Annotated in this window: 15 protein-coding genes; 5 read left to right on the top strand and 10 right to left on the bottom strand. The window is 66.9% G+C overall.

Going from position 1 to position 18237, the window contains the following annotated elements; translation table 11 throughout:
- From V7S63_RS10945 to V7S63_RS10920, 6 genes are all read right to left on the bottom strand, one after another.
- On the bottom strand, nt 1-1211 hold a 1211-nt coding region (locus V7S63_RS10945; RefSeq protein ID WP_336530226.1), incomplete at its 3' end, for a DNA translocase FtsK.
- A gap of 145 nt (nt 1212-1356) precedes the next feature.
- The gene (locus tag V7S63_RS10940; protein WP_336530251.1) at nt 1357-4347 is read right to left on the bottom strand and encodes an FAD-binding and (Fe-S)-binding domain-containing protein; all 2991 of its coding nucleotides are present in this window, start codon (nt 4345-4347) and stop codon (nt 1357-1359) included.
- Complete coding sequence (locus V7S63_RS10935; RefSeq protein ID WP_336530225.1) at nt 4272-5795, bottom strand: tripartite tricarboxylate transporter permease; 1524 nt, start codon at nt 5793-5795, stop codon at nt 4272-4274. Before V7S63_RS10935 ends, V7S63_RS10940 begins: the two co-directional genes overlap by 76 nt.
- A 10-nt stretch (nt 5796-5805) precedes the next feature.
- A complete protein-coding gene (locus tag V7S63_RS10930; protein ID WP_336530224.1) occupies nt 5806-6306 on the bottom strand; it encodes a tripartite tricarboxylate transporter TctB family protein in 501 nt (166 codons plus the stop codon).
- 195 nt (nt 6307-6501) lie between these two features.
- Nucleotides 6502-7482 carry a Bug family tripartite tricarboxylate transporter substrate binding protein gene (locus V7S63_RS10925; protein WP_336530223.1) on the bottom strand — a complete coding sequence of 327 codons (981 nt, stop codon included), beginning with the start codon at nt 7480-7482 and terminating at the stop codon, nt 6502-6504.
- 128 nt (nt 7483-7610) lie between these two features.
- A complete protein-coding gene (locus V7S63_RS10920; protein ID WP_336530222.1) occupies nt 7611-8327 on the bottom strand; it encodes a GntR family transcriptional regulator in 717 nt (238 codons plus the stop codon).
- A 150-nt stretch (nt 8328-8477) separates the two neighbouring features.
- Here V7S63_RS10920 and V7S63_RS10915 point away from each other — a divergent pair, with 150 nt between their 5' ends.
- Nucleotides 8478-9665 carry a pyridoxal-phosphate-dependent aminotransferase family protein gene (locus tag V7S63_RS10915; protein ID WP_336530221.1) on the top strand — a complete coding sequence of 396 codons (1188 nt, stop codon included), beginning with the start codon at nt 8478-8480 and terminating at the stop codon, nt 9663-9665.
- Between the two features lie 223 nt (nt 9666-9888).
- Here the strand turns inward: V7S63_RS10915 and V7S63_RS10910 are convergent, their stop codons facing one another.
- Complete coding sequence (locus V7S63_RS10910; protein ID WP_336530220.1) at nt 9889-10371, bottom strand: MarR family winged helix-turn-helix transcriptional regulator; 483 nt, start codon at nt 10369-10371, stop codon at nt 9889-9891.
- Nucleotides 10372-10520: 149 nt separating this feature from the next.
- Here V7S63_RS10910 and V7S63_RS10905 point away from each other — a divergent pair, with 149 nt between their 5' ends.
- From V7S63_RS10905 to V7S63_RS10890, 4 genes are all read left to right on the top strand, one after another.
- A complete protein-coding gene (locus V7S63_RS10905) occupies nt 10521-10937 on the top strand; it encodes an organic hydroperoxide resistance protein (protein WP_100963443.1) in 417 nt (138 codons plus the stop codon).
- Between the two features lie 80 nt (nt 10938-11017).
- Complete coding sequence (locus tag V7S63_RS10900) at nt 11018-12046, top strand: alpha/beta fold hydrolase (RefSeq protein WP_336530219.1); 1029 nt, start codon at nt 11018-11020, stop codon at nt 12044-12046.
- A gap of 131 nt (nt 12047-12177) precedes the next feature.
- Complete coding sequence (locus tag V7S63_RS10895; protein ID WP_091840717.1) at nt 12178-12684, top strand: cupin domain-containing protein; 507 nt, start codon at nt 12178-12180, stop codon at nt 12682-12684.
- Between the two features lie 129 nt (nt 12685-12813).
- Nucleotides 12814-13137, top strand: a complete 324-nt coding sequence (locus V7S63_RS10890; RefSeq protein WP_336530218.1) for a hypothetical protein — start codon at nt 12814-12816, stop codon at nt 13135-13137.
- Nucleotides 13138-13909: 772 nt separating this feature from the next.
- On the opposite strand, the gene V7S63_RS10885 is transcribed toward V7S63_RS10890, so the two are convergent.
- The 3 genes from V7S63_RS10885 to V7S63_RS10875 all read right to left on the bottom strand — a co-directional run bounded on the left by V7S63_RS10885 (nt 13910) and on the right by V7S63_RS10875 (nt 18237).
- The gene (locus tag V7S63_RS10885) at nt 13910-15529 is read right to left on the bottom strand and encodes a GMC family oxidoreductase (protein ID WP_336530217.1); all 1620 of its coding nucleotides are present in this window, start codon (nt 15527-15529) and stop codon (nt 13910-13912) included.
- Nucleotides 15530-15778: 249 nt separating this feature from the next.
- Nucleotides 15779-17410: an ABC transporter ATP-binding protein gene (locus V7S63_RS10880; RefSeq protein ID WP_336530216.1), complete on the bottom strand. Its 1632-nt coding sequence runs from the start codon at nt 17408-17410 to the stop codon at nt 15779-15781.
- Entirely contained in the window at nt 17407-18237 is an 831-nt protein-coding gene (locus V7S63_RS10875) for an ABC transporter permease (protein ID WP_336530215.1), read from the bottom strand. The genes V7S63_RS10880 and V7S63_RS10875 overlap by 4 nt, the downstream gene beginning before the upstream one ends.

The following is an 18237-nucleotide window of genomic DNA, read 5'->3' as shown; positions in this document are numbered from 1 at the left end:
ACCACCGCCACGCGCGCCGATACCGCGCTCATCGAGCGCGCAATGTCGTCCGCCAGCGAAATCACCCGCGACGACTTGGTGCCAGGGGCAGGCTCGAGCTCGTACAAGGTCACGACCGGGCCGGGGCAGGCCTGAACCACTTCGCCGCGAACGTTGAAGTCCTCCAGAATCCCTTCGAGCAGGCCGGAATTCTGCTGGATGATCTCGATCGGGATAGCCGTCGCGATCTGCGGCGGCTCGGCCAGGAATTCGATCGGCGGCAGCTCGAAGCCCATCGACGCGATCGGCCTGGGCATCGGCATGGCCGCGCGCAGCTTCGGCGCCGCAGGCACGACCGAGACCTTCGGCTGCGCGGTCGCGGGCGCGACCTCCGGCTCAGCGACCTTCGCAGGCGCGGCGGCAGGGGTCGCAGCAGGCGCGAGCTGCCCCATGATCCTGCGGCGCGGAGCTGCAACCGCAGCCTTGGGAGCGGGAGTCGGGACGGCCGGCACCGGGGCAGGTGCGACCATCTGCAGAGCCGGCGGCGTCAGGCTCAACTCGAAGCGATAGGGCTGCGTCCAGCCGAACGTCATCGTCGCCGACGCAACGGGAGGAATCAGCGTAGGCGCGTGTTGCGCCGATTCGGTCACGGCCGTCGGCGCGATCGGCCGAGCCGTCTCCAGCGGGGCCCTCGTTGCAAGGACCGGCGGCGCACTCTCGAAGGCCGCTTCATCCTCCTGTTCGGCGTCCGGGATGAACTCCCAGAAGGCGGCATCGGAGAGGAAGGCGAACGGGGTCGTCACCGCCTCGGCCGGGGTCTCCTCCGGCAGCGGAGAATCGAGGTCGGGCGCCATCAAGGCATCCTCCCCCGCCCCCGCCATCTCTGCCTCGGCTTGCGCCAGAATCTCGGGCATGGGCGCCCCGGGCGACCCGCCACCCCAGACCTGCTGCAGCATGCGCTGGGGGGTGCGCCAATAGCGGACGCGGCCGGGATCGACGGGTGTCTCCGGCTCGGGCGCGGGCAGCGGGGTCGCCACCTCCGCGGCAACGCGCTCGACCGCCTGCCGGCGAACCTTGTCGGGGGTGCGCCCGTAGCGGACGAGCCCCGCAGTGCCGGCGCGGGGATCGGCCGGAACCGCCTCCGGAATATCTGCGAAATCAGTGAGTTGATCCGAGATCCGGGCTGCGGGGGAGGCGTTGTTCGTCTGCAGATTGCGATGGATTCGACGCATGGATCAACGCTGGCCCGACACTCGCTCGACTGAGCATCGAGAGGTACCGGCGCAGGGTTAACAGCCCCTGAACCCGCGCCGGAGATTGCTGTGGATCGTGGCCTGCCAAGCCTGCTTCCTTGAGTGGTGTGGTTCCTCCGAAAGGTCAGTCCTTCAGCGCCGCGTCCAGCACCCTGACGACATGCACGGCTTCGCGCCCTGCTCCATCATGGATCTGGTGGCGGCAGCTCGTGCCGTCGGCGACGACGAGATCGCCCGCCGCAGCCTTTCGCACCGCCGGGAGCAGCGAGAGCTCGCCCATGGCGAGCGAGACGTCGATCGTCGCGGCGCCATAGCCGAAGGCGCCGGACATGCCGCAGCAGCTCGATTCGATCGGCCTGACCTCCAGCCCCGGCACGGCCCGCAAGGTCTTCTCGACCGCGCCCATCGCGTCGAAGGCCTTCTGGTGGCAATGCCCGTGCAGATGCGCGACGCGTCCGCCTTGGTCGCGCAATGGCAGGCTGGTCCGGCCCGCCGCCATGTCGGCAGCCAGCAGTTCCTCGACCAGCAGCGCCGCCTTGGCCAAGGGCTCCACCTCGGCCTTGGGCAGCAGCGCGCCGAACTCGTCGCGGAAGCTCATCAGGCAGGACGGTTCGAGCCCCACGACCCGCGCTCCCCTGGCGACGAAAGGCGCGAGCGCATCGAGTGTGCGGCGCGCCTCGGCCCGGGCTTCGTCCACCAATCCAGCCGAGAGGAAAGTGCGCCCGCAGCAGAGCGGCCGGCCTCCCCCTGCGGCTTCGACGCGATGCAGGCGATAGCCGCCGGCAACCAGCACGCGCTCGGCCGCCTCCAGGTTCTCGCGCTCGAAATAGCGGTTGAAGGTGTCGCCGAAGAGAACGATGTCGCGGCCATCGCCCCGCACTGCCGCGAGACTGGAAGGCGCAGCCGCCTCGCGCCAGGGCTTGCGCCAGACCGGCAGCGAGCGCCGCGCTGAAAAACCGAGCCAGCGCTCGCTGAGCGTCGCCAGCAGCGGGACGCGATCGCGCAGGTTCATCAGCGGCGCGAGCTTCGCCGCGAAAGGCGCATAGCGCGGAAGGTAAGCGATCAGGCGTTCCTTCAGCGGCAGGCCGTGCTTGCCATGGTAGTGATGCAGGAACTCGACCTTCATCCGGGCCATGTCGACGCCGGTCGGGCAGTCGCGCTTGCAGCCCTTACAGGAGACGCAGAGATCGAGCGTCTCCTTCATCTCCGGCGAGGTGAAGGCATCCGGCCCAAGCTGGCCGGAGATGGCGAGCCTGAGTGTGTTGGCCCGCCCTCGGGTGACGTGCTGTTCCTCGCGGGTGGCGCGCCAGGACGGGCACATCGTGCCGCCCGCCATCTTCCGGCAGGTGCCGTTGTTGTTGCACATCTCGACCGCGCCGCCGAAGCCGCCCCAGTCGGACCAGTCAAGCGCCGTCTCCACCGGCACCGGCGTGGCGTAGCCCGGCGGAAAGCGCATCAAACTGCGATCATCCATATGATAGGGGCGGACGATCTTGCCGGGGTTGAGCCGGTTGTTAGGGTCGAAACCGTCCTTGACCGCCTCGAAGGCGCGCGTCAGCGGCCCGCCGAACATCGGCTCGACGAAATCCGAGCGCGAGATGCCGTCGCCATGCTCGCCCGAGAACGAGCCCTTGAAGCGGCGCACCAGCTCGCAGGCCTCCTCGGCGATGCGACGCATCGCCTTCACCCCGGCTTCCGTCTTCATGTTGAGGATCGGGCGGACATGCAGGCAGCCGACCGAGGCATGCGCATACCAGGTGCCGCGCGTGCCGTGCCGCTCGAACAGGGCTGTGACGGCATCGGTATAGTCGGCGAGGTGCTCGAGCGGGACGGCGCAATCCTCGATGAAGGAGACCGGCTTCCCGTCGCCCTTCATCGACATCATGATGTTGAGGCAGGCCTCGCGGACATCCCAGACCGGCTTCTGGCGGGCGGGCTCGACGACCTCGACCACCGCATCGGGAAAACCGTGATCGGCCATGCACTGGTCGAGGCGCCTGAGGTCGCCCTTCAGCGCGGCGAGATCGTCGCCGGCGAACTCGACCAGCAGCAGGCAGTTCGGCTTGCCCTTGGTGATGTCGGCGAGGGTGCGGACGAAGAGCGGGATGTCGGCACCGAGCACTAGCACATTGTTGTCGACGAGCTCGACCGCGACCGGCCCGAGCGCGACGAGGTGCTGCGTCGTCTCCATCGCCGCGCGGAAATTCGGGAAATGGCAGACGCCCATGACGCGGTGCTGCGGCAGCGGCGAGAGCTTCAGCGTCGCCTGCGTCGTCAGCGCCAGCGTGCCCTCGGAGCCGACCAGCAGATGCGACAGGTTCGGCCGCGGCACGATCAGCTCGTCGAGGTTGTAGCCGCCGACGCGCCGCTGCACCTTGGGGAAGATCGCCTCGATCTCGTCGCGATGCCGGTCGGCGAGGCCCAGCATCTGCTCCATCAGTGCCCGCGCGCGTGGCGAGGCGTTGTCACCGACCGGCCCCTCGCCGAGCGCGAAGGGCTCGCCGTCATGGAACATCGCCTTCAGCGCGATGACGTTGTCGACCGTCTTGCCGTAGCGCAGCGAGCGCGCGCCCGAGGAGTTGTTGCCGACCATGCCGCCGATGGTGCAGCGGCTCGCGGTCGAGGGCTCGACCGGGAAGAACAAGCCATCCTTCCTGACATGCGTATTGAGTGCCTCGAGCACGATGCCGGGCGCAACCGAGACCGTGCGGGCCGCCGGATCGTAGTCGCGGATCGCGTTGAAATGCCGGCTCATGTCGAGGATCAGCGCATCGCCGATCGGCTGGCCGTTCTGCGAGGTGCCGCCGCCGCGCGCGATCACTGGCACGCCATGTTCGGCCGCGATCGTCAGCGCCGCTGCGATATCGGCCTCGCTTCTCGGGAAGGCGACGCCCGGTGGCACGATCTGGTAGATCGAGGCGTCGGTGGCGTAGCGCCCGCGGGTGAAGGCGTCGAAGCGCACCTCCCCTTCCAGTGCCTGCGACAGCTTGCGTTCGAAGCTGAGATTGCGGCTGTGCGGGCGCGGCAATGTCGTCTGGTTCATTCCGCAGCCTCGGCGGTCTTGGGCTGGTTCTTGCCACGCAGCGTGGCGATCAGGTCGCCCATCGGCCCCCAGAGCAGCAGCAGCAGCGCCAGCACGACAAGAGTCCCGACGAGACCGTTCGCCCAGAATACGTTCAGCGACCCGCCCGAACCGAGCAGCGCCTGGCGGAAGGCGTCCTCCGCCCTGTCGCCGAGCACCAGCGCCAGGATCATCGGCGCCAGCGGATAATCGAGCTTCTTGAAGACATAGCCGATAATGCCAAAGATCAGCATCAGCCAGATATCGAAGACCGAGTTCGAGATCGTGTAGGCGCCGATGGCGCAGACGATCAGGATCACCGGCGCGACAAAGGAGAACGGGATCCGCATGATCGCCGCGAAGAGCGGCACCGTCGCCAGCACGATGATCAGCCCGGCGAGATTGCCGAGATACATCGAGGCGATCAGGCCCCAGACGAAATCCTTCTGCTCGACGAACAGCATCGGCCCCGGCTGCAGGCCCCAGACCAGCAGGCCGCCGAGCAGGACGGCCGCCGTCGCGGAACCTGGAATGCCGAGCGCCAGCATCGGGAGCAGCGCGCTGGTGCCGGCCGCGTGGGCGGCGGTCTCAGGAGCCAGCACGCCTTCGATCTCGCCCTTGCCGAAATTCCTGCCATGCTTCGAGAAGCGCTTGGCGAGACCATAGCCCATGAAGGAGGCGGCGATGGCCCCGCCCGGCGTCACGCCCATCCACATGCCGACGATCGCGGAGCGCAGCAGCGTCGCCCAGTAGCGCGGCAGGCCGGCCCAGGTCCGCAGCACCACCTTGAGGTCGATCTTGGCCTGCTTGCCCTTGAACACCAGCCCTTCCTCGACCGTCAGCAGGATCTCGCTGACGCCGAACAGGCCGATCACCACGATCAGGAAGTCGAAGCCGCGCATCAGCTCGGTCGAGCCGAAGGTCATGCGCAGATCGCCCGAAATCGAGTCGAGTCCCACCGCGGCGAGCAGGAAGCCGATGCACAGCGAGGCGATGATCTTGGCGCGGTTCTCACGGCCCATGCCGATGAAGGAGCAGAAGGTCAGGAGGAAAACGGCGAAGAACTCGGCCGGGCCGAAGCGCAGCGCGAACTGCGCGACCAGCGGCGCGACGAAGGTGATCAGCACGACGCCGGAAAGCGCGCCGATGAAGGAGGCGGTGAACGCCGCCGTCAGCGCCTCGGCCGCCTTGCCCTGCACCGCCATCGGATAGCCGTCGAAGGTGGTCGCGACCGACCAGGCCTCGCCGGGGATGTTGAACAGGATCGAGGTGATCGCGCCGCCGAACAGCGCGCCCCAATAGATCGACGAGAGCAGGATGATCGCCGAGGTCGGGTCCATGCCGAAGGTCAGCGGCAGCAGGATCGCGACGCCGTTCGGTCCCCCTAGGCCCGGCAGCACCCCGACGATGATGCCGAGAATGACCCCGACCGCCATGAAGCCGACATTGTGCCAGGAGAGCGCGACCTGGAAGCCGGCGATGAGCGAGGAGAGATCGTCCATCGGTCGTCCTTCAGTAGCCGAGCATGGCTTCGAGCGGGCCCTTAGGCAGGGGCACGCGGAACTGCATTTCGAACACCCAGAAGCAGACGACCGGCACCAGCAGCGCGGTCAGCCCGATCGACCACCAACGCGAGGTCCCGACCACGGCCATGAAGGCGATGATGAAGACCGCCGAGGCGACATAGATCCCGAGCGGCTGGATCAGCGCCACGAACAGGATGAGCGGCCCCAGCACCCGGACGACCTGGCGCAATTGCTCATAGGTCACGAAGACCCCGTCGGGCCGGCGGAAGGACTGCCAGAGGATGAAGAGCGAGGCGGCGAGGAAGATCCAGCCGACGCGAGCCGGGAAGAAGCCGTTCTGCGGGCCGCCATCCCAGCCGGCGCCACGCCCATGCGAGTCGTAGAGCACGATGCCGGCGAGCCCGATCAGCAGCAGCGCCGTGGCAATCTCGACCGGGCGGCGCGAGATGCCGCGTTCGGGTGCTTCGGTTTCGGAAGGCAACGACATCGATCACTCCCGCTCATCATTCCGTGCCAGATCGAGGGCTCGGCCCCGCCCCTCGACACCCAGCCGCTACGGTTTCGTCATGCTCGCCCTTGTGGCGAGCATCCACGTCTTGAACACCGCTCACGATCGATGAGACGAAGACGTGGATGGTCGGGACAAGCCCGACCATGACGCCGAGGCGCGATTACGGTCGCCTCACTTCGCCATGAAGCCGGCCTCGGTCATCAGCTTCTCGTGCTTCGCCTCGTCCGCCTTCAGGAAGGAGACAAAGGCGTCGCCATCGCGGTAGTCGGCCGCCAGCGCATTGCGGGCGAGATAGTCCTTCCACTCCGGCGTCTCGGATACCTTCTTGAACAGGTCGACATAGAAGGCCTGCTGCTCCTTGCTGACCTTGCCGGGCATGAACATGCCGCGCAGCATCTGGTAGCTGACATTGAGCCCCTGCGAGGCGCAGGTCGGGATGTCGGCCCAGGACTGTCCGTCCGCGACTTTCTCGGTATAGGCCATCTTCTGCTCGGCGAAGACGCAGAGCGGGCGCGTGGCGCCGCCGCGCCAGTTGGCGAGATCCTCGGCCGGATTGTTGGTCGTCGCCTCGACATGCCCGCCCGAGAGCTGGGTCGAGGCCTGGCCGCCGGAGGTATAGGGGATATAGGCGAATTTCGTGCCGCCCTGCTTCTCCATGGCGAAGACGAGCAGGTTGTCCTCGCGCTTGGACGAGGTGCCGCCGATCTTCATCGGTGGGTTGGCGCTCTTGGCCGCCGTCATCAGGTCGCCCGCGGTCTTGTAGGGCGCCTTGGCATTGACCCAGAGCAGGAAGGAATCCTGCGCGAGCATCGCGACGGGCGTATAGTCGGTCCAGTTCAGCGCCAGCTTGGTCGCCATCGGCGTCATGAAGATGCCGCTCGAGGTGGTGATCAGCTTATGCGGGTCGCCGGCCGATTTCTGGATGTCGAGCATGCCCTCGGCGCCGCCGGCAGCCGGCTTGTTGACGACGATGATCGGTTGCTTGGTGAACTGCTGCTTCTGGATGATGCCCTGGATCGTCCGCGCCATCTGGTCGGACGCGCCGCCCGCCGAGAACGGCACCACGATCTCGATCGGCTTCGTCGGCTCCCAGGCGAAAGCCGGCGCGACGAGGCCGAGCGGCAGGACTGCGGCAAGCCAATAGTGCTTCATGGTCGCTCTCTCCCTGAGCGCGCTCTGGTGGCGCTATGGGAGCGAGCCTAAGGTCAAAAAATTTTGCATTCAATCTAAAAGTTGATGCCTTTCAAATTGACGACCATCCTCGCCTTCACTGGATCTCTTCACCCGCCCGAAGCTAGAGCAGGCGCCTGTGCCGCCTTCAGCTTGTTGCGCAGATGCAGGAACAGGATGTCGCTGAGTTCGGAACCGGCGCGACGGCGCAGGGCGTCGAGGATGGCCTCGTGCTCGCGCATCGCCTCTCCCAGCCGGTCGCGATCCTTGGCGAGATTGGCGGAATAGCGCACGCGGCGGATACGGCCGGCCAGGCCGGCATAGGTCGCACTCAGGGTGGCATTGCCTGCGGCCGCGACGATCAGTTGATGGATCGCCTGGTTGCAATGGAAATAGCCATGCATGTCGCGCCGCAGGTAAAACCGATACATCTCGTGATGAATCCGCTCGATCTCCGCGAATTCCACCTCGGTTATCCGCTCGCAGGCGAGGCGCCCGGCCAAGGCTTCCAGCCCGCCCATGACATCGAAGAGCTCGCGCAGATCGGCAGAGCTCAGTTCGCGGACCCGCGCGCCGCGATTGGGCAGAAGCTCGATCAGCCCCTCCGCCGCCAGCACCTTCAACGCCTCGCGCAGGGGCGTGCGCGAGATGTTGAAGCGCTCGCACAGCGCCCGCTCCGGAACCCGGGCACCATCTTCGAGATTGCCCTCGACGATGAAGTCCCGCAGCGCGACCAGCAGCCCCTCGTGCAATGAGGCGACCGGCTTCGCAATCTCGGCAGGCGCCGGGCTTTGCTCATCAAGCGTATCGAGAAATGGTTCGCTCATGCATCATCGCTAAGTCGGCTCGGACCAGCTGTCGAGCCCGATTGTCGATCATCGGCATACCATACCGCAGTTGATCTTCCAAAAAATGAATGCAAAATGATTGGCAATGGCGCTGCGGCGCTCAAGCCCTGACGGGAGGACAACAAGATCATGCAAGGGCGTCACTTCCTGCACATCCCCGGCCCGAGCCCGATTCCGGACCGCATCCTGCGCGCCATCGCGATGCCGATCATCGATCATCGCAGCGCCGAGTTCGCCGCGCTCGGCAAGGAGGTCCTCGACGGTAGCAAGGCCGTCTTCAAGACGAAGCAGCCGGTGGTGATCTATCCCTCTTCAGGCACTGGTGCCTGGGAAGCCGCGATCGTCAACACCCTCTCCCCCGGCGACACCGTGCTGATGGCCGAGACCGGCCATTTCGCGACCTTGTGGAAGACTATCGCCACGCGCTTCGGCGTCGAGGTCGAGTTCATCCCGGGCAACTGGCGCCGGGGCGCCGATCCGGCCGCAATCGAGGCACGTCTCGCCGAGGACAAGTCCCGCCAGATCAAGGCGGTGATGGTCGTCCACAACGAGACCTCGACCGGCGCGACCAGCCGCATCGCCGAGATCCGAAAGGCGATCGACGCCGCCGGGCACCCGGCCCTGTTCATGGTCGACACGATTTCCTCGCTTGCCTCGGTCGACTACCGCCATGACGAATGGCAGGTCGACGTCACCGTGTCGGGCTCGCAGAAGGGGCTGATGCTGCCGCCTGGCCTCAGCTTCAATGCCGTCTCGGATAAGGCGCTGGCGGCCTCGAAGAGCAATACGCTGCCGCGCTCCTTCTGGGACTGGCAGGAAATGATCAAGATTAACGCCGGCGGCTTCTTCCCCTACACGCCGGCGACAAACCTCCTCTACGGGCTGAAGGAGGCACTCGCCATGCTGCGGGAGGAAGGGCTCGACAACGTCTTTTCCCGCCACCAGCGCCTCGCCAGCGCCTGCCGCGCCGCCGTCAAGGCCTGGGGGCTCGAGGTGCTCTGCCAGAATCCGGCCGAGCACTCGCCTGTGCTCACCGCCGTCCTGATGCCGCCGAGCCATGACGCCGACCGCTTCCGCAAGATCGCGCTGGAGAAGTACAACATCTCGCTCGGCTCCGGCCTCGGCAAGGTCGCCGGCAAGGTCTTCCGCATTGGCCATCTCGGCGAGTGCAACGAGCTCGCTCTGCTTGGCGCCCTCGCTGGCGTCGAGATGGGTCTTGCCGCGGCGGGCGTGCCCCATCGTAGTGGCGGCGTGGCCGCGGCGATGGCTGAGTTTGAAGGTGCGGAGCCCGGCAACCAGGCGAAGGCTGTCGCTTGAGTTGCAAGGAAAAGCGGCGCGATATCGGACAAGCGCGGGATCCCCTCTCCCGGATGGGAGAGGGGTAGGGGTGAGGGACTGCCGCTGATTATTGAGGTTCTGCGGCGCCGTTGTGTCTTCTGCGGTTAGGGCATGCCCTCATCCCTGCCCTTCTCCCACTCGGGAGAAGGGTTCCCCGCGGATGCCTATTTGACCATCGTTTGCTGGAAAATCGGCGCGATCCTCACTCGGCCGCCCCAGCCGCCGTCGTCTCCTGCCCGCGCGCGGCACGCCGCAGATTCTCCCGCAGCCTGACCACAGCCTTCTGCACCACCGGAAAATCCTCGCCGAGTCCGGCGGCCGCCACCAGGTTCATCGGCAGCGCCTTCTCCCTGAGTTTGCGCCCCTCCGGCGTCAGGCTGACGCGCACCTGGCGCTCATCGGCCGGGTCGCGCCGGCGGCGGATATAGCCGAGCGCTTCGAGCTTCTTCAGGATCGGGGTCAGCGTGTTCGATTCCAGGAACAGCTTCTCGCCCAGGCCGCCGACGCTCTGATTGTCCTCCTCCGACAGCGCGATGATCGCGATGTACTGGGTGTAGGTCAGGCCGAGTTCGTCGAGGATCGGCTTGTAGGCGCGCCCATAGGCCAGATTGGCCGAATAGATCGCGAAGCAGAGAAAATCCGCCAGCCTGGGCACCTTCGGATCGTCTTGGGTCGGAGCGGGCATGGTCGAGCCTCATCGTGAGTACGTTATCGCCACCCTGATATATATCGCATCCGATTAAATCGGAAGTGTTGACATCGTGTCCGCGCTTCACATATAGAGACGCATCCGATTAGATCGGATGCGATCTAAATCACACAAGGAAGCCCGACATGCCCTCCACCGACAAGGTTCTCTACACCGGCCGCACCCACACCACCGGCGGTCGCGACGGCGCCGCCCGCAGCTCGGATGGCCGCCTCGACGTCAAGCTGACCTCGCCCGGCGCTCCCGGTGTCGGCACCAATCCCGAGCAGCTCTTCGCCGCCGGCTGGTCGGCCTGCTTCATCGGCGCGATCGGGCTGGCGGCGCGCGAGCGCAAGGTCGCGGTGCCCGCCGAGACTGCTGTCGATGCCGAGGTCGACCTGCGCCATGGCGAGCGCGGTTATGTCCTGCAGGCTCGCCTGAACGTCGCCCTGCCGGGGCTGGATCGCGAGACGGCCCGGGCTCTGGTCGATGCCGCCCACCAGACCTGCCCCTACTCCAAGGCGACGCGCGGCAACATCGACGTCGAGATCAACCTTGTCTGAGCCTTACCGGCCGGCGCCGCGCGGAGATCTCCGCCGGCGCCTCCTTACCTGACCATCCCAGCGCAGAAGGCATCGCCACCATGGACAAGACCAAAGCTCTCGGCCCCCTCGATACCAGCCGCCGCCTCTTCATCGGTGCCATGGCCACAGCAGTCGCGGCAGCCGGGCTCGGCCTGAACCGGTCAGCCTTGGCGGCTTCGCCCGCGCTGTCGTCCTTCGGCACCCTCAAGCAGATCGACGCAGGCGTGCTCAGCATCTCCTATGCCGAGCAGGGGCCGGCCGATGGCCCGGCCGTCATCCTGCTGCATGGCTGGCCCTATGACATCCACACCTATGTCGACGTCGCGCCGCTGCTGGCGGCCAGGGGCTACCGCGTCATCGTGCCGTCCCTGCGCGGCTATGGCGGAACCCGTTTCCTCTCCGCCGATACGCCGCGCAACGGCCAGCAGACGGCGCTCGCCGTCGACGTGATCGCGCTGATGGATGCGCTCAAGCTCGACAAGGTCCTGCTCGGCGGCTGCGACTGGGGCGCGCGCACGGCCTGCATCGTCGCGGCGCTCTGGCCGCAGCGCGTCAAGGGGCTGGTCTCGGTCAGCGGCTACCTGATCGGCAGCCAGAAGCTGAACGAGGCGCCGTTGCCGCCCAAGGCCGAGCAGCAATGGTGGTACCAGTTCTATTTCGCCACCGAGCGCGGCGCAGCCGGCTACGCGAAGAATACCCGCGATTTCGCCCACCTGATCTGGGAGACTGCTTCGCCCAAGTGGGCATTCGACGACGCGGTCTTTGCGCGCTCGGCAACGGCCTTTGACAATCCAGACCACGTCGCGATCTCGATCCACAATTACCGCTGGCGCCTCGGCCTGGCGCAGGGCGAGCCGCAGTTCGATGCCCTGGAGAGCAAGCTTGCAGCCTTTCCGGTGATCTCCGTGCCAACATTCACCCTGGAAGGCGACGCGAACGGCGCGCCGCACCCCGATCCGGCCGCCTATGCCAGGAAGTTCTCCGGCTGGTATCGACACCGGACACTCGATGGCGGCATCGGCCACAACCTGCCGCAGGAGGCTCCGGCCGCCTTTGCCGAGGCGATCATCGCGGTCGATCGCGCCTGAAAGCGGCGTTGCGGAGAGCGGTTTGGGAGGGTTACCCGAGCCGCCTCCGGGTCCATACAAATGTAAGGAAATCCCGAGGGCCGCCTTTACCCCTCCTCCCTATGATCTCCCGCGATTTTAGGGAGATATCGATGGCCTTGAAGATGATGCTCGCCGGCGCGGCCGCCATGATGCTCAGACAGATTCCGCTGGCCGTTCCGGTCGAGCAGACGCCGGTGGTGTCGCATGCACTGGACGCCCTGCCGATGGAGCCGGCCCCGATCGAGCCGTCCTGGATCCTCGCCGGGGAGCCGATGGCCCGCGTCGGCCTGCATTCGCGCAGCGGCGACGACGCTGCCTCCACGGCGGTCTGGGATTGCACTGCCGGCGAGTTCCGCTGGTTCTTCGACTGGGACGAGACCGTGATGATCCTGGAAGGCGAGGTGCACGTCACCGCGCAGGACGGCTCGGAGCGGACGCTGCGGCAGGGCGACATCGCCTATTTCGCCGGAAAGACCTGGGCGACCTGGCGGATCGACACTTACGTCCGCAAGATCGCCTTCTGCCGCAAGCGCCTGCCGGCGCCGGTCGCCCTCGCCTACCAGCTGCGCAACATGCTGCGCGGTGATCGCGGCTCGCAGGGCGGCCTCGCCGCCTGAGCGGCTCAAAGCCCAATTCGCAAGAATGACGAAGCCCGGCCGATCTGGCCGGGCTTTTTTCTTGCTTGGTGGGAACTCAGCGTCTCGCATCGGTCCCCGTGCCTGGCCTTCCCTTCGCTTCGCTTCGCCATGAGCACCACCGCCGCCGCTGGCGCCAATGCCGGTGTCGCTGCCGGCCATACCGGTGCCACCTGGAGCAGTGGGATTATCGGCTCCGCCTGCTCCGCCCGCTATCAGGTTCAGGCTGCCGTCCATTGCCCCGCCGCCGGCACCACCATCGGCCAGCGCCGGGCCGGCGAGCACCATGGCGACCAGGACAAGCGCCGTGCTGGCACGCAGGCGCGCAGCAAGCCGTACGCAACACGGCTTCTCAGCCTCGGCGAAGCGCGCGAATCTCACGAAATCCCCCCAACCAAACCGCAATCTATCGCGCAGCGCCCCGGCGAGCCATGAACCACCGTTCACATCCGTTGTCGGCGGCGCTGTGTTGCGGACTTGCCGCAGCGCACGGGTCCATCGCCTTCGGACGCAATCGCCGAATGTCACGGACGCCGAGCCGCGGCGATTCCCTTGTGGTCTTGCTGACCCCCTCTAAGAACACAGCATACTGCCTCGACTTCAAGCTGCAGCCATTGCGTAAGGCACGCAGAAAAGCGTTCCGTCATGGGGCTCATCCCGGCGAACGACAGCCCCGCGTTCCAAGAGCTTTGCGTCGGCCGTCGATCTCGCTCGCAGGCGCGCGGGGGTAACGCCACAATCAATCCCCGGTCCCGAAACCTGTCGTATTCTCTCCCCGTCCCGTCCGACCAAGGGGGGCTGTCGCGAGGCATCGTGCGGCCGGGCGGGAGAGCGGTGTCCGCTTTGAACAGTCGTCGCGGGCTGGAATGGCGGAGGGGCCTCGTCCGGGCGAAGCCAGGTCTTGCCCGACCTGAAGGCCCGGCGAGGCTCCTTGAAGAGAACCGCGCGCGGGGTTCGGAGGCGGTGAGCGTCTGCCGTCTCGACACTTCGACATCGACATTCGACATGGCGGCGGAACGCTGCCGCAACCGGACCCCGCGCACCCCTTGGGCTCGCGCTCGCCTTCAGACCCTCGCGGCGGAAGCCGGCGGGGCTATCGGCTTAGCCAGAGCATTTTCGAGCGAAGTGGACACCGGTTCGCGTGAAGAAAATGCGATAAAACAAAGACCAAGAATATTTCCGCGATTCGAAGAACTGCGGAATTGCTCTAGCGCGCGTCCTCGCGCACCATCTGCGCGCCCTTCTCGCCGATCATCATGCTTGGCGCGGCGGTGTTGCCGGAGGTGATCGCCGGCATCACCGAGGCGTCGATGACGCGCAGGCCCGCGATTCCACGGACACGCAGGCGCTCGTCGAGCACGGCCATGGCGTCGTCCTCCCGGCCCATCTTCACCGTGCCGACCGGATGGAAGATCGTGGTGCCGATCCGCCCCGCGACCTCGGCCAGCGCCTCGTCGCTGTCATAGCCCGGCCCGGGCAGATATTCCTGCGGCCTGAAGCGCGCCAGCGGCGCTTGCGAGACGATGCGGCGGGCGAGCTTCAGCGCGTCGACCGCGACCTGCCGGTCCTCTTCAGTCGAGAGATAGTTCGGTGCGATCGCGGGCGCAGCGACGGGATCGGCCGATTTGAGGTGGACGCTGCCGCGGCTCGACGGGCGCAGGTTGCAGACGCTCGCGGTGAAGGCGCCGAACGGATGCAGCCCATCGCCCCATTTGTCGAGCGAGAGCGGCTGGAAATGGAATTCGAGATTGGCGGTGGCGTAATGCGGCGCCGATCTGGCGAAGGCGCCCATCTGCGAGGGTGCCATGGTCAGCGGGCCGGTGCGCCGCGCCGCATATTCCAGCGCCATCAAAGGCCGGCGCCAGAGCCTGGCATAGTCGGTGTTGAGCGTGCGCACGCCCTCGACCTTGTAGATCGGCCGCAGCTGCAGATGGTCCTGCAGGTTCTCGCCGACGCCGGGCGCATGCCGGACGGTCTCGATGCCAAGCCCGTTCAGGCGCTCGCCGTCGCCGATGCCGGAGCGTTCGAGGATGGCGGGCGAGCCGACGGAACCGGCGCTGAGCAGCACCTCGCCCGAGACTTGGGCGAGATAGCGCTCGCCGCCCCGCGTCAGCACGACGCCGGTGGCGCGGCCCTCCTCGACGACGATGCGCTCGACCATGCAGCCGAGCTCGACCCGCAGGTTGTCGCGATCGAGCGCCGGCTCCAGGAAGGCGCGCGCCGCGCTGAAGCGCCGGCCGCGCTTCTGGGTGACCTGGAAATAGGACGAGCCCTCGTTGTCGCCGGTGTTGAAATCGTCGATCTTGCGGATGCCGGCTGCCTCTGCCGCGTCGCGCACCGCATCGAGGATGTCCCAGCGCACGCGCGGATGCTCGACGCGCATCTCGCCGCCCGAGCGATGGAAGCGGCCGTCCGGGGCGATATGGTCCTCATGCTTGAGGAAGAGCGGCAGGACATCGTCCCAGCCCCAGCCGGTCAGCCCCTGTTGGCGCCAGCCGTCATAGTCGGCCGCCTGTCCCCGCATGTAGATCATCGCGTTGATCGCCGAGCTGCCGCCGACGACCTTGCCGCGCGGATAGGCGAGGACACGGCCGCCGAGCCCGGCCTCGACCTCGGTCTGGTACAGCCAGTCGGCGCGGGGATTGCCGATGGCGTAGAGATAGCCGACCGGGATGTGGAACCAGATCCAGTCGTCCTTGCCGCCGGCCTCGACGATCAGCACCTTGCGGCGGCGATCGGCCGAGAGCCGGTTGGCCAGCACGCAGCCGGCCGAGCCGGCACCGATGACGACGTAGTCGAAGCTGCCGATATTGATCTCGCCGGCCATTGGTCGCCGCCCTGCCCTGTTCGCCTGGAGCAATTCCGCAATTCTTCAAATCGCGGAAATGGTCTAGGTCCTTGTTTTGTCGCATTGTCTTCACGCGAACCGGTATCCGCTTCGCTCGAGAATGCTCTTGTCTTTCGTCAGGGATAGAGCGGCGATGCGCCCTCGGCAACGGATGCCGAGCTGAAACGATGGGACAGCGCCGGAGAGCGGTGTCTCGACCTGCTCCGATCTGCGCCTATCGTCGGCAGATCAAGCCATCGCCTCTCGAGCGGGCCCTTGCCCTTCGCCGAACCCACGGCCCGGGATCGAGGCCAGCAGCGCCTGGGTGTAGGGGTGCTGCGGCTCACCGAAGACCTTGCCGATCGGCCCGGCCTCCACCACCTCCCCGCTCTTCATCACCGCGACGAGATCGCAGACCTGCGCGGCGACGCGCAGGTCATGGGTGATGAAGACGATCGAGAGGCCGAGGCGCTGGCGCAATTCCGCCAGCAGCTTCAGCACCTGCGCCTGCACGGAAACGTCGAGTGCCGAGACCGGCTCGTCCGCGACCAGGACCGCCGGCTCCAGCGCCAAAGCCCGGGCGAGGCCGATGCGCTGGCGCTGGCCGCCCGAGAACTCGTGCGGATAGCGTTCGGTCGCCGCCGGGTCGAGCCCGACCAGGCCGAACAGCTCCTTGGCGCGGGCCAGAGCCTGGGGCCGCGCCATGCCGTGCACAATCAGCCCCTGCGCCACCGCCTCGCCGGCCTTGCGGCGCGGGTTCAGCGAGGCGAACGGATCCTGGAACACCATCTGGATATCGCGCGTCGCCGAGCGCATCTCCTCGCGGCTCAGGCTCGCGAGATCGACGCCGTTCAGGCGGATCTCGCCACTTTCGGGATCGATCAGGCGCACGAGGCAGCGCGCCAAGGTCGACTTGCCTGAGCCGGATTCGCCGACGATGCCGAGCGTCGCGCCCTTGGGCAGCACCAGCGAGACATCCTTGACCGCATGGGTGACGCGCTGCCCGCGCCCGAGGAAGCCGCCGGTGCGGTAGGTCTTCGAGACATGGCCGATCGTCATGATCGGCTCGTCGGACAACAGCCGCGCCGGCGGCGCCTTCAGCGGCGGCACGGCGGCTATCAGTTGCCTGGTATAGGCGTGCTGCGGGCTGCCGAGCACGGAGGCGGTCGCACCCTGCTCGACGACCTCGCCCTTGCTCATCACCGCGACCCGGTCGGCGATCTCGGCGACCACGCCGAAATCATGGGTGATGAACAGGACGGCCGTGCCCTTGCGGCGCTGCAGGTCGCGGATCAGCTTGAGGATCTGCGCCTGGGTGGTGACGTCGAGCGCTGTCGTCGGCTCGTCGGCGATCAGCACCTTTGGATCGAGCGCCAGCGCCATCGCGATCATGGCGCGCTGGCGCTGGCCGCCGGAGAGCTCGTGCGGATAGGCCTTGAAGGCGAGCGCCGGGTCGGGAATCCGCACTTCCTCGAGCAGAGCGAGCGTGCGCGCCTTGATCTCGGCCGCTGACAACTCGCTATGCAGCTCGAACATCTCGCCGATCTGGTCGCCGATGCTGCGCAGCGGGTTGAGCGCCGTCATCGGCTCCTGGAAGATCATGGCGATGCCGGCGCCGCGCACCTTGCGCATCTGCGCCTCGTCCAGCTCGCAGAGATCGCGGCCCTCGAACTGGATGCGGCCGCCGTCGATGGTGACGCCGCCGGGCAGGAGCCGCATGATCGCGTTGGCGGTCATCGACTTGCCGGAGCCGGATTCGCCGACGACGCAGAGGATCTCGTTCGTCGCCAGCGACAGCGAGACCTTTTCCATCGCATGCGAGCGGTCGCTTCCGGCCGGCAGCTTCACGCTGACATCGTCGAGGACGAGGATCGGGCTCATCGGCTCTTCAGCCTCGGATTGAGGGCGTCGTTGAGCCCCTGCCCGACCAGCGAGACGGCGAGCACGGTGACGAGGATGGCGATGCCGGGAATGGCCGAGACGTACCATTGCACCCGCAGCACGTCGCGGCCGGCGCCGATCAGATTGCCCCAGGAGGCGACGTTCGGATCGGAGAGCTTGAGGAAGGCGAGCGCGCTTTCGAGCAGGATCGCGATTGCCATCACCACGCTGGCATAGACGATCACCGGCGGCAGCGCGTTCGGCAGGATCTCGCCGAAGATCAGCTTCATATCCCTGAGACCGAGCGTCCTGCCCGCCTGCACGAATTCGCGGTTGCGCAGCGACAGGAACTCCGCCCGCGTCAGCCGGGCCGAAGCGGGCCAGGAGACGATCCCGATCGCGACCGTCACGGTGGTGATGGTCGAGCCGAAGACCGCGACCAGCACCAGCAGCAGCAGGAAGTTCGGCAGAGTCTGGAACGCCTCGGTGACGCGCATCAGGGCGGTGTCGACGAAAGCGCCATAGTAGCCGGCGAGCGCGCCGATGGTGATGCCGATCATCACCGAGATCACCGTCGCGACGCCGCCGATCAGGAGGGAGATGCGCGCGCCATGGAAGATCTGGGCGGCGATGTCGCGCCCGGAATTGTCGGTGCCGAGCAGGAAGCGCGGATTGCTGAACGGCCAGATCAGCGGTCGCCCGGCGAGCGCCAGCGGATCGCGCGGATAGAGGAAGTCGGCGCTGGCGGCCATGGCGAGGACCAGGATGAGCAGCACGAGGCCGATGACGGCGGCGGGGCTGCGGAAGTAGAGCTTCACCAGATCCAT

Origin of the sequence: Allobosea sp. CCNWLY174 (assembly GCF_037120455.1) — a bacterium.
Classification (GTDB): domain Bacteria; phylum Pseudomonadota; class Alphaproteobacteria; order Rhizobiales; family Beijerinckiaceae; genus Allobosea; species Allobosea lupini.
Note: the sequence above shows the minus strand (reverse complement) of the source record. Positions and strands in the feature narration are given on the sequence as shown.

Coding starts and splice junctions, on each gene's coding strand:
- V7S63_RS10935 (WP_336530225.1), bottom strand. CDS start 5,795: ATGGACGATCTCTCCTCGCTCATCGCCGGCTTCCAGGTCGCGCTCTCC.
- V7S63_RS10930 (WP_336530224.1), bottom strand. CDS start 6,306: ATGTCGTTGCCTTCCGAAACCGAAGCACCCGAACGCGGCATCTCGCGC.
- V7S63_RS10925 (WP_336530223.1), bottom strand. CDS start 7,482: ATGAAGCACTATTGGCTTGCCGCAGTCCTGCCGCTCGGCCTCGTCGCG.
- V7S63_RS10920 (WP_336530222.1), bottom strand. CDS start 8,327: ATGAGCGAACCATTTCTCGATACGCTTGATGAGCAAAGCCCGGCGCCT.
- V7S63_RS10915 (WP_336530221.1), top strand. CDS start 8,478: ATGCAAGGGCGTCACTTCCTGCACATCCCCGGCCCGAGCCCGATTCCG.
- V7S63_RS10910 (WP_336530220.1), bottom strand. CDS start 10,371: ATGCCCGCTCCGACCCAAGACGATCCGAAGGTGCCCAGGCTGGCGGAT.
- V7S63_RS10905 (WP_100963443.1), top strand. CDS start 10,521: ATGCCCTCCACCGACAAGGTTCTCTACACCGGCCGCACCCACACCACC.
- V7S63_RS10900 (WP_336530219.1), top strand. CDS start 11,018: ATGGACAAGACCAAAGCTCTCGGCCCCCTCGATACCAGCCGCCGCCTC.
- V7S63_RS10895 (WP_091840717.1), top strand. CDS start 12,178: ATGGCCTTGAAGATGATGCTCGCCGGCGCGGCCGCCATGATGCTCAGA.
- V7S63_RS10890 (WP_336530218.1), top strand. CDS start 12,814: ATGAGCACCACCGCCGCCGCTGGCGCCAATGCCGGTGTCGCTGCCGGC.
- V7S63_RS10885 (WP_336530217.1), bottom strand. CDS start 15,529: ATGGCCGGCGAGATCAATATCGGCAGCTTCGACTACGTCGTCATCGGT.
- V7S63_RS10880 (WP_336530216.1), bottom strand. CDS start 17,410: ATGAGCCCGATCCTCGTCCTCGACGATGTCAGCGTGAAGCTGCCGGCC.
- V7S63_RS10875 (WP_336530215.1), bottom strand. CDS start 18,237: ATGGATCTGGTGAAGCTCTACTTCCGCAGCCCCGCCGCCGTCATCGGC.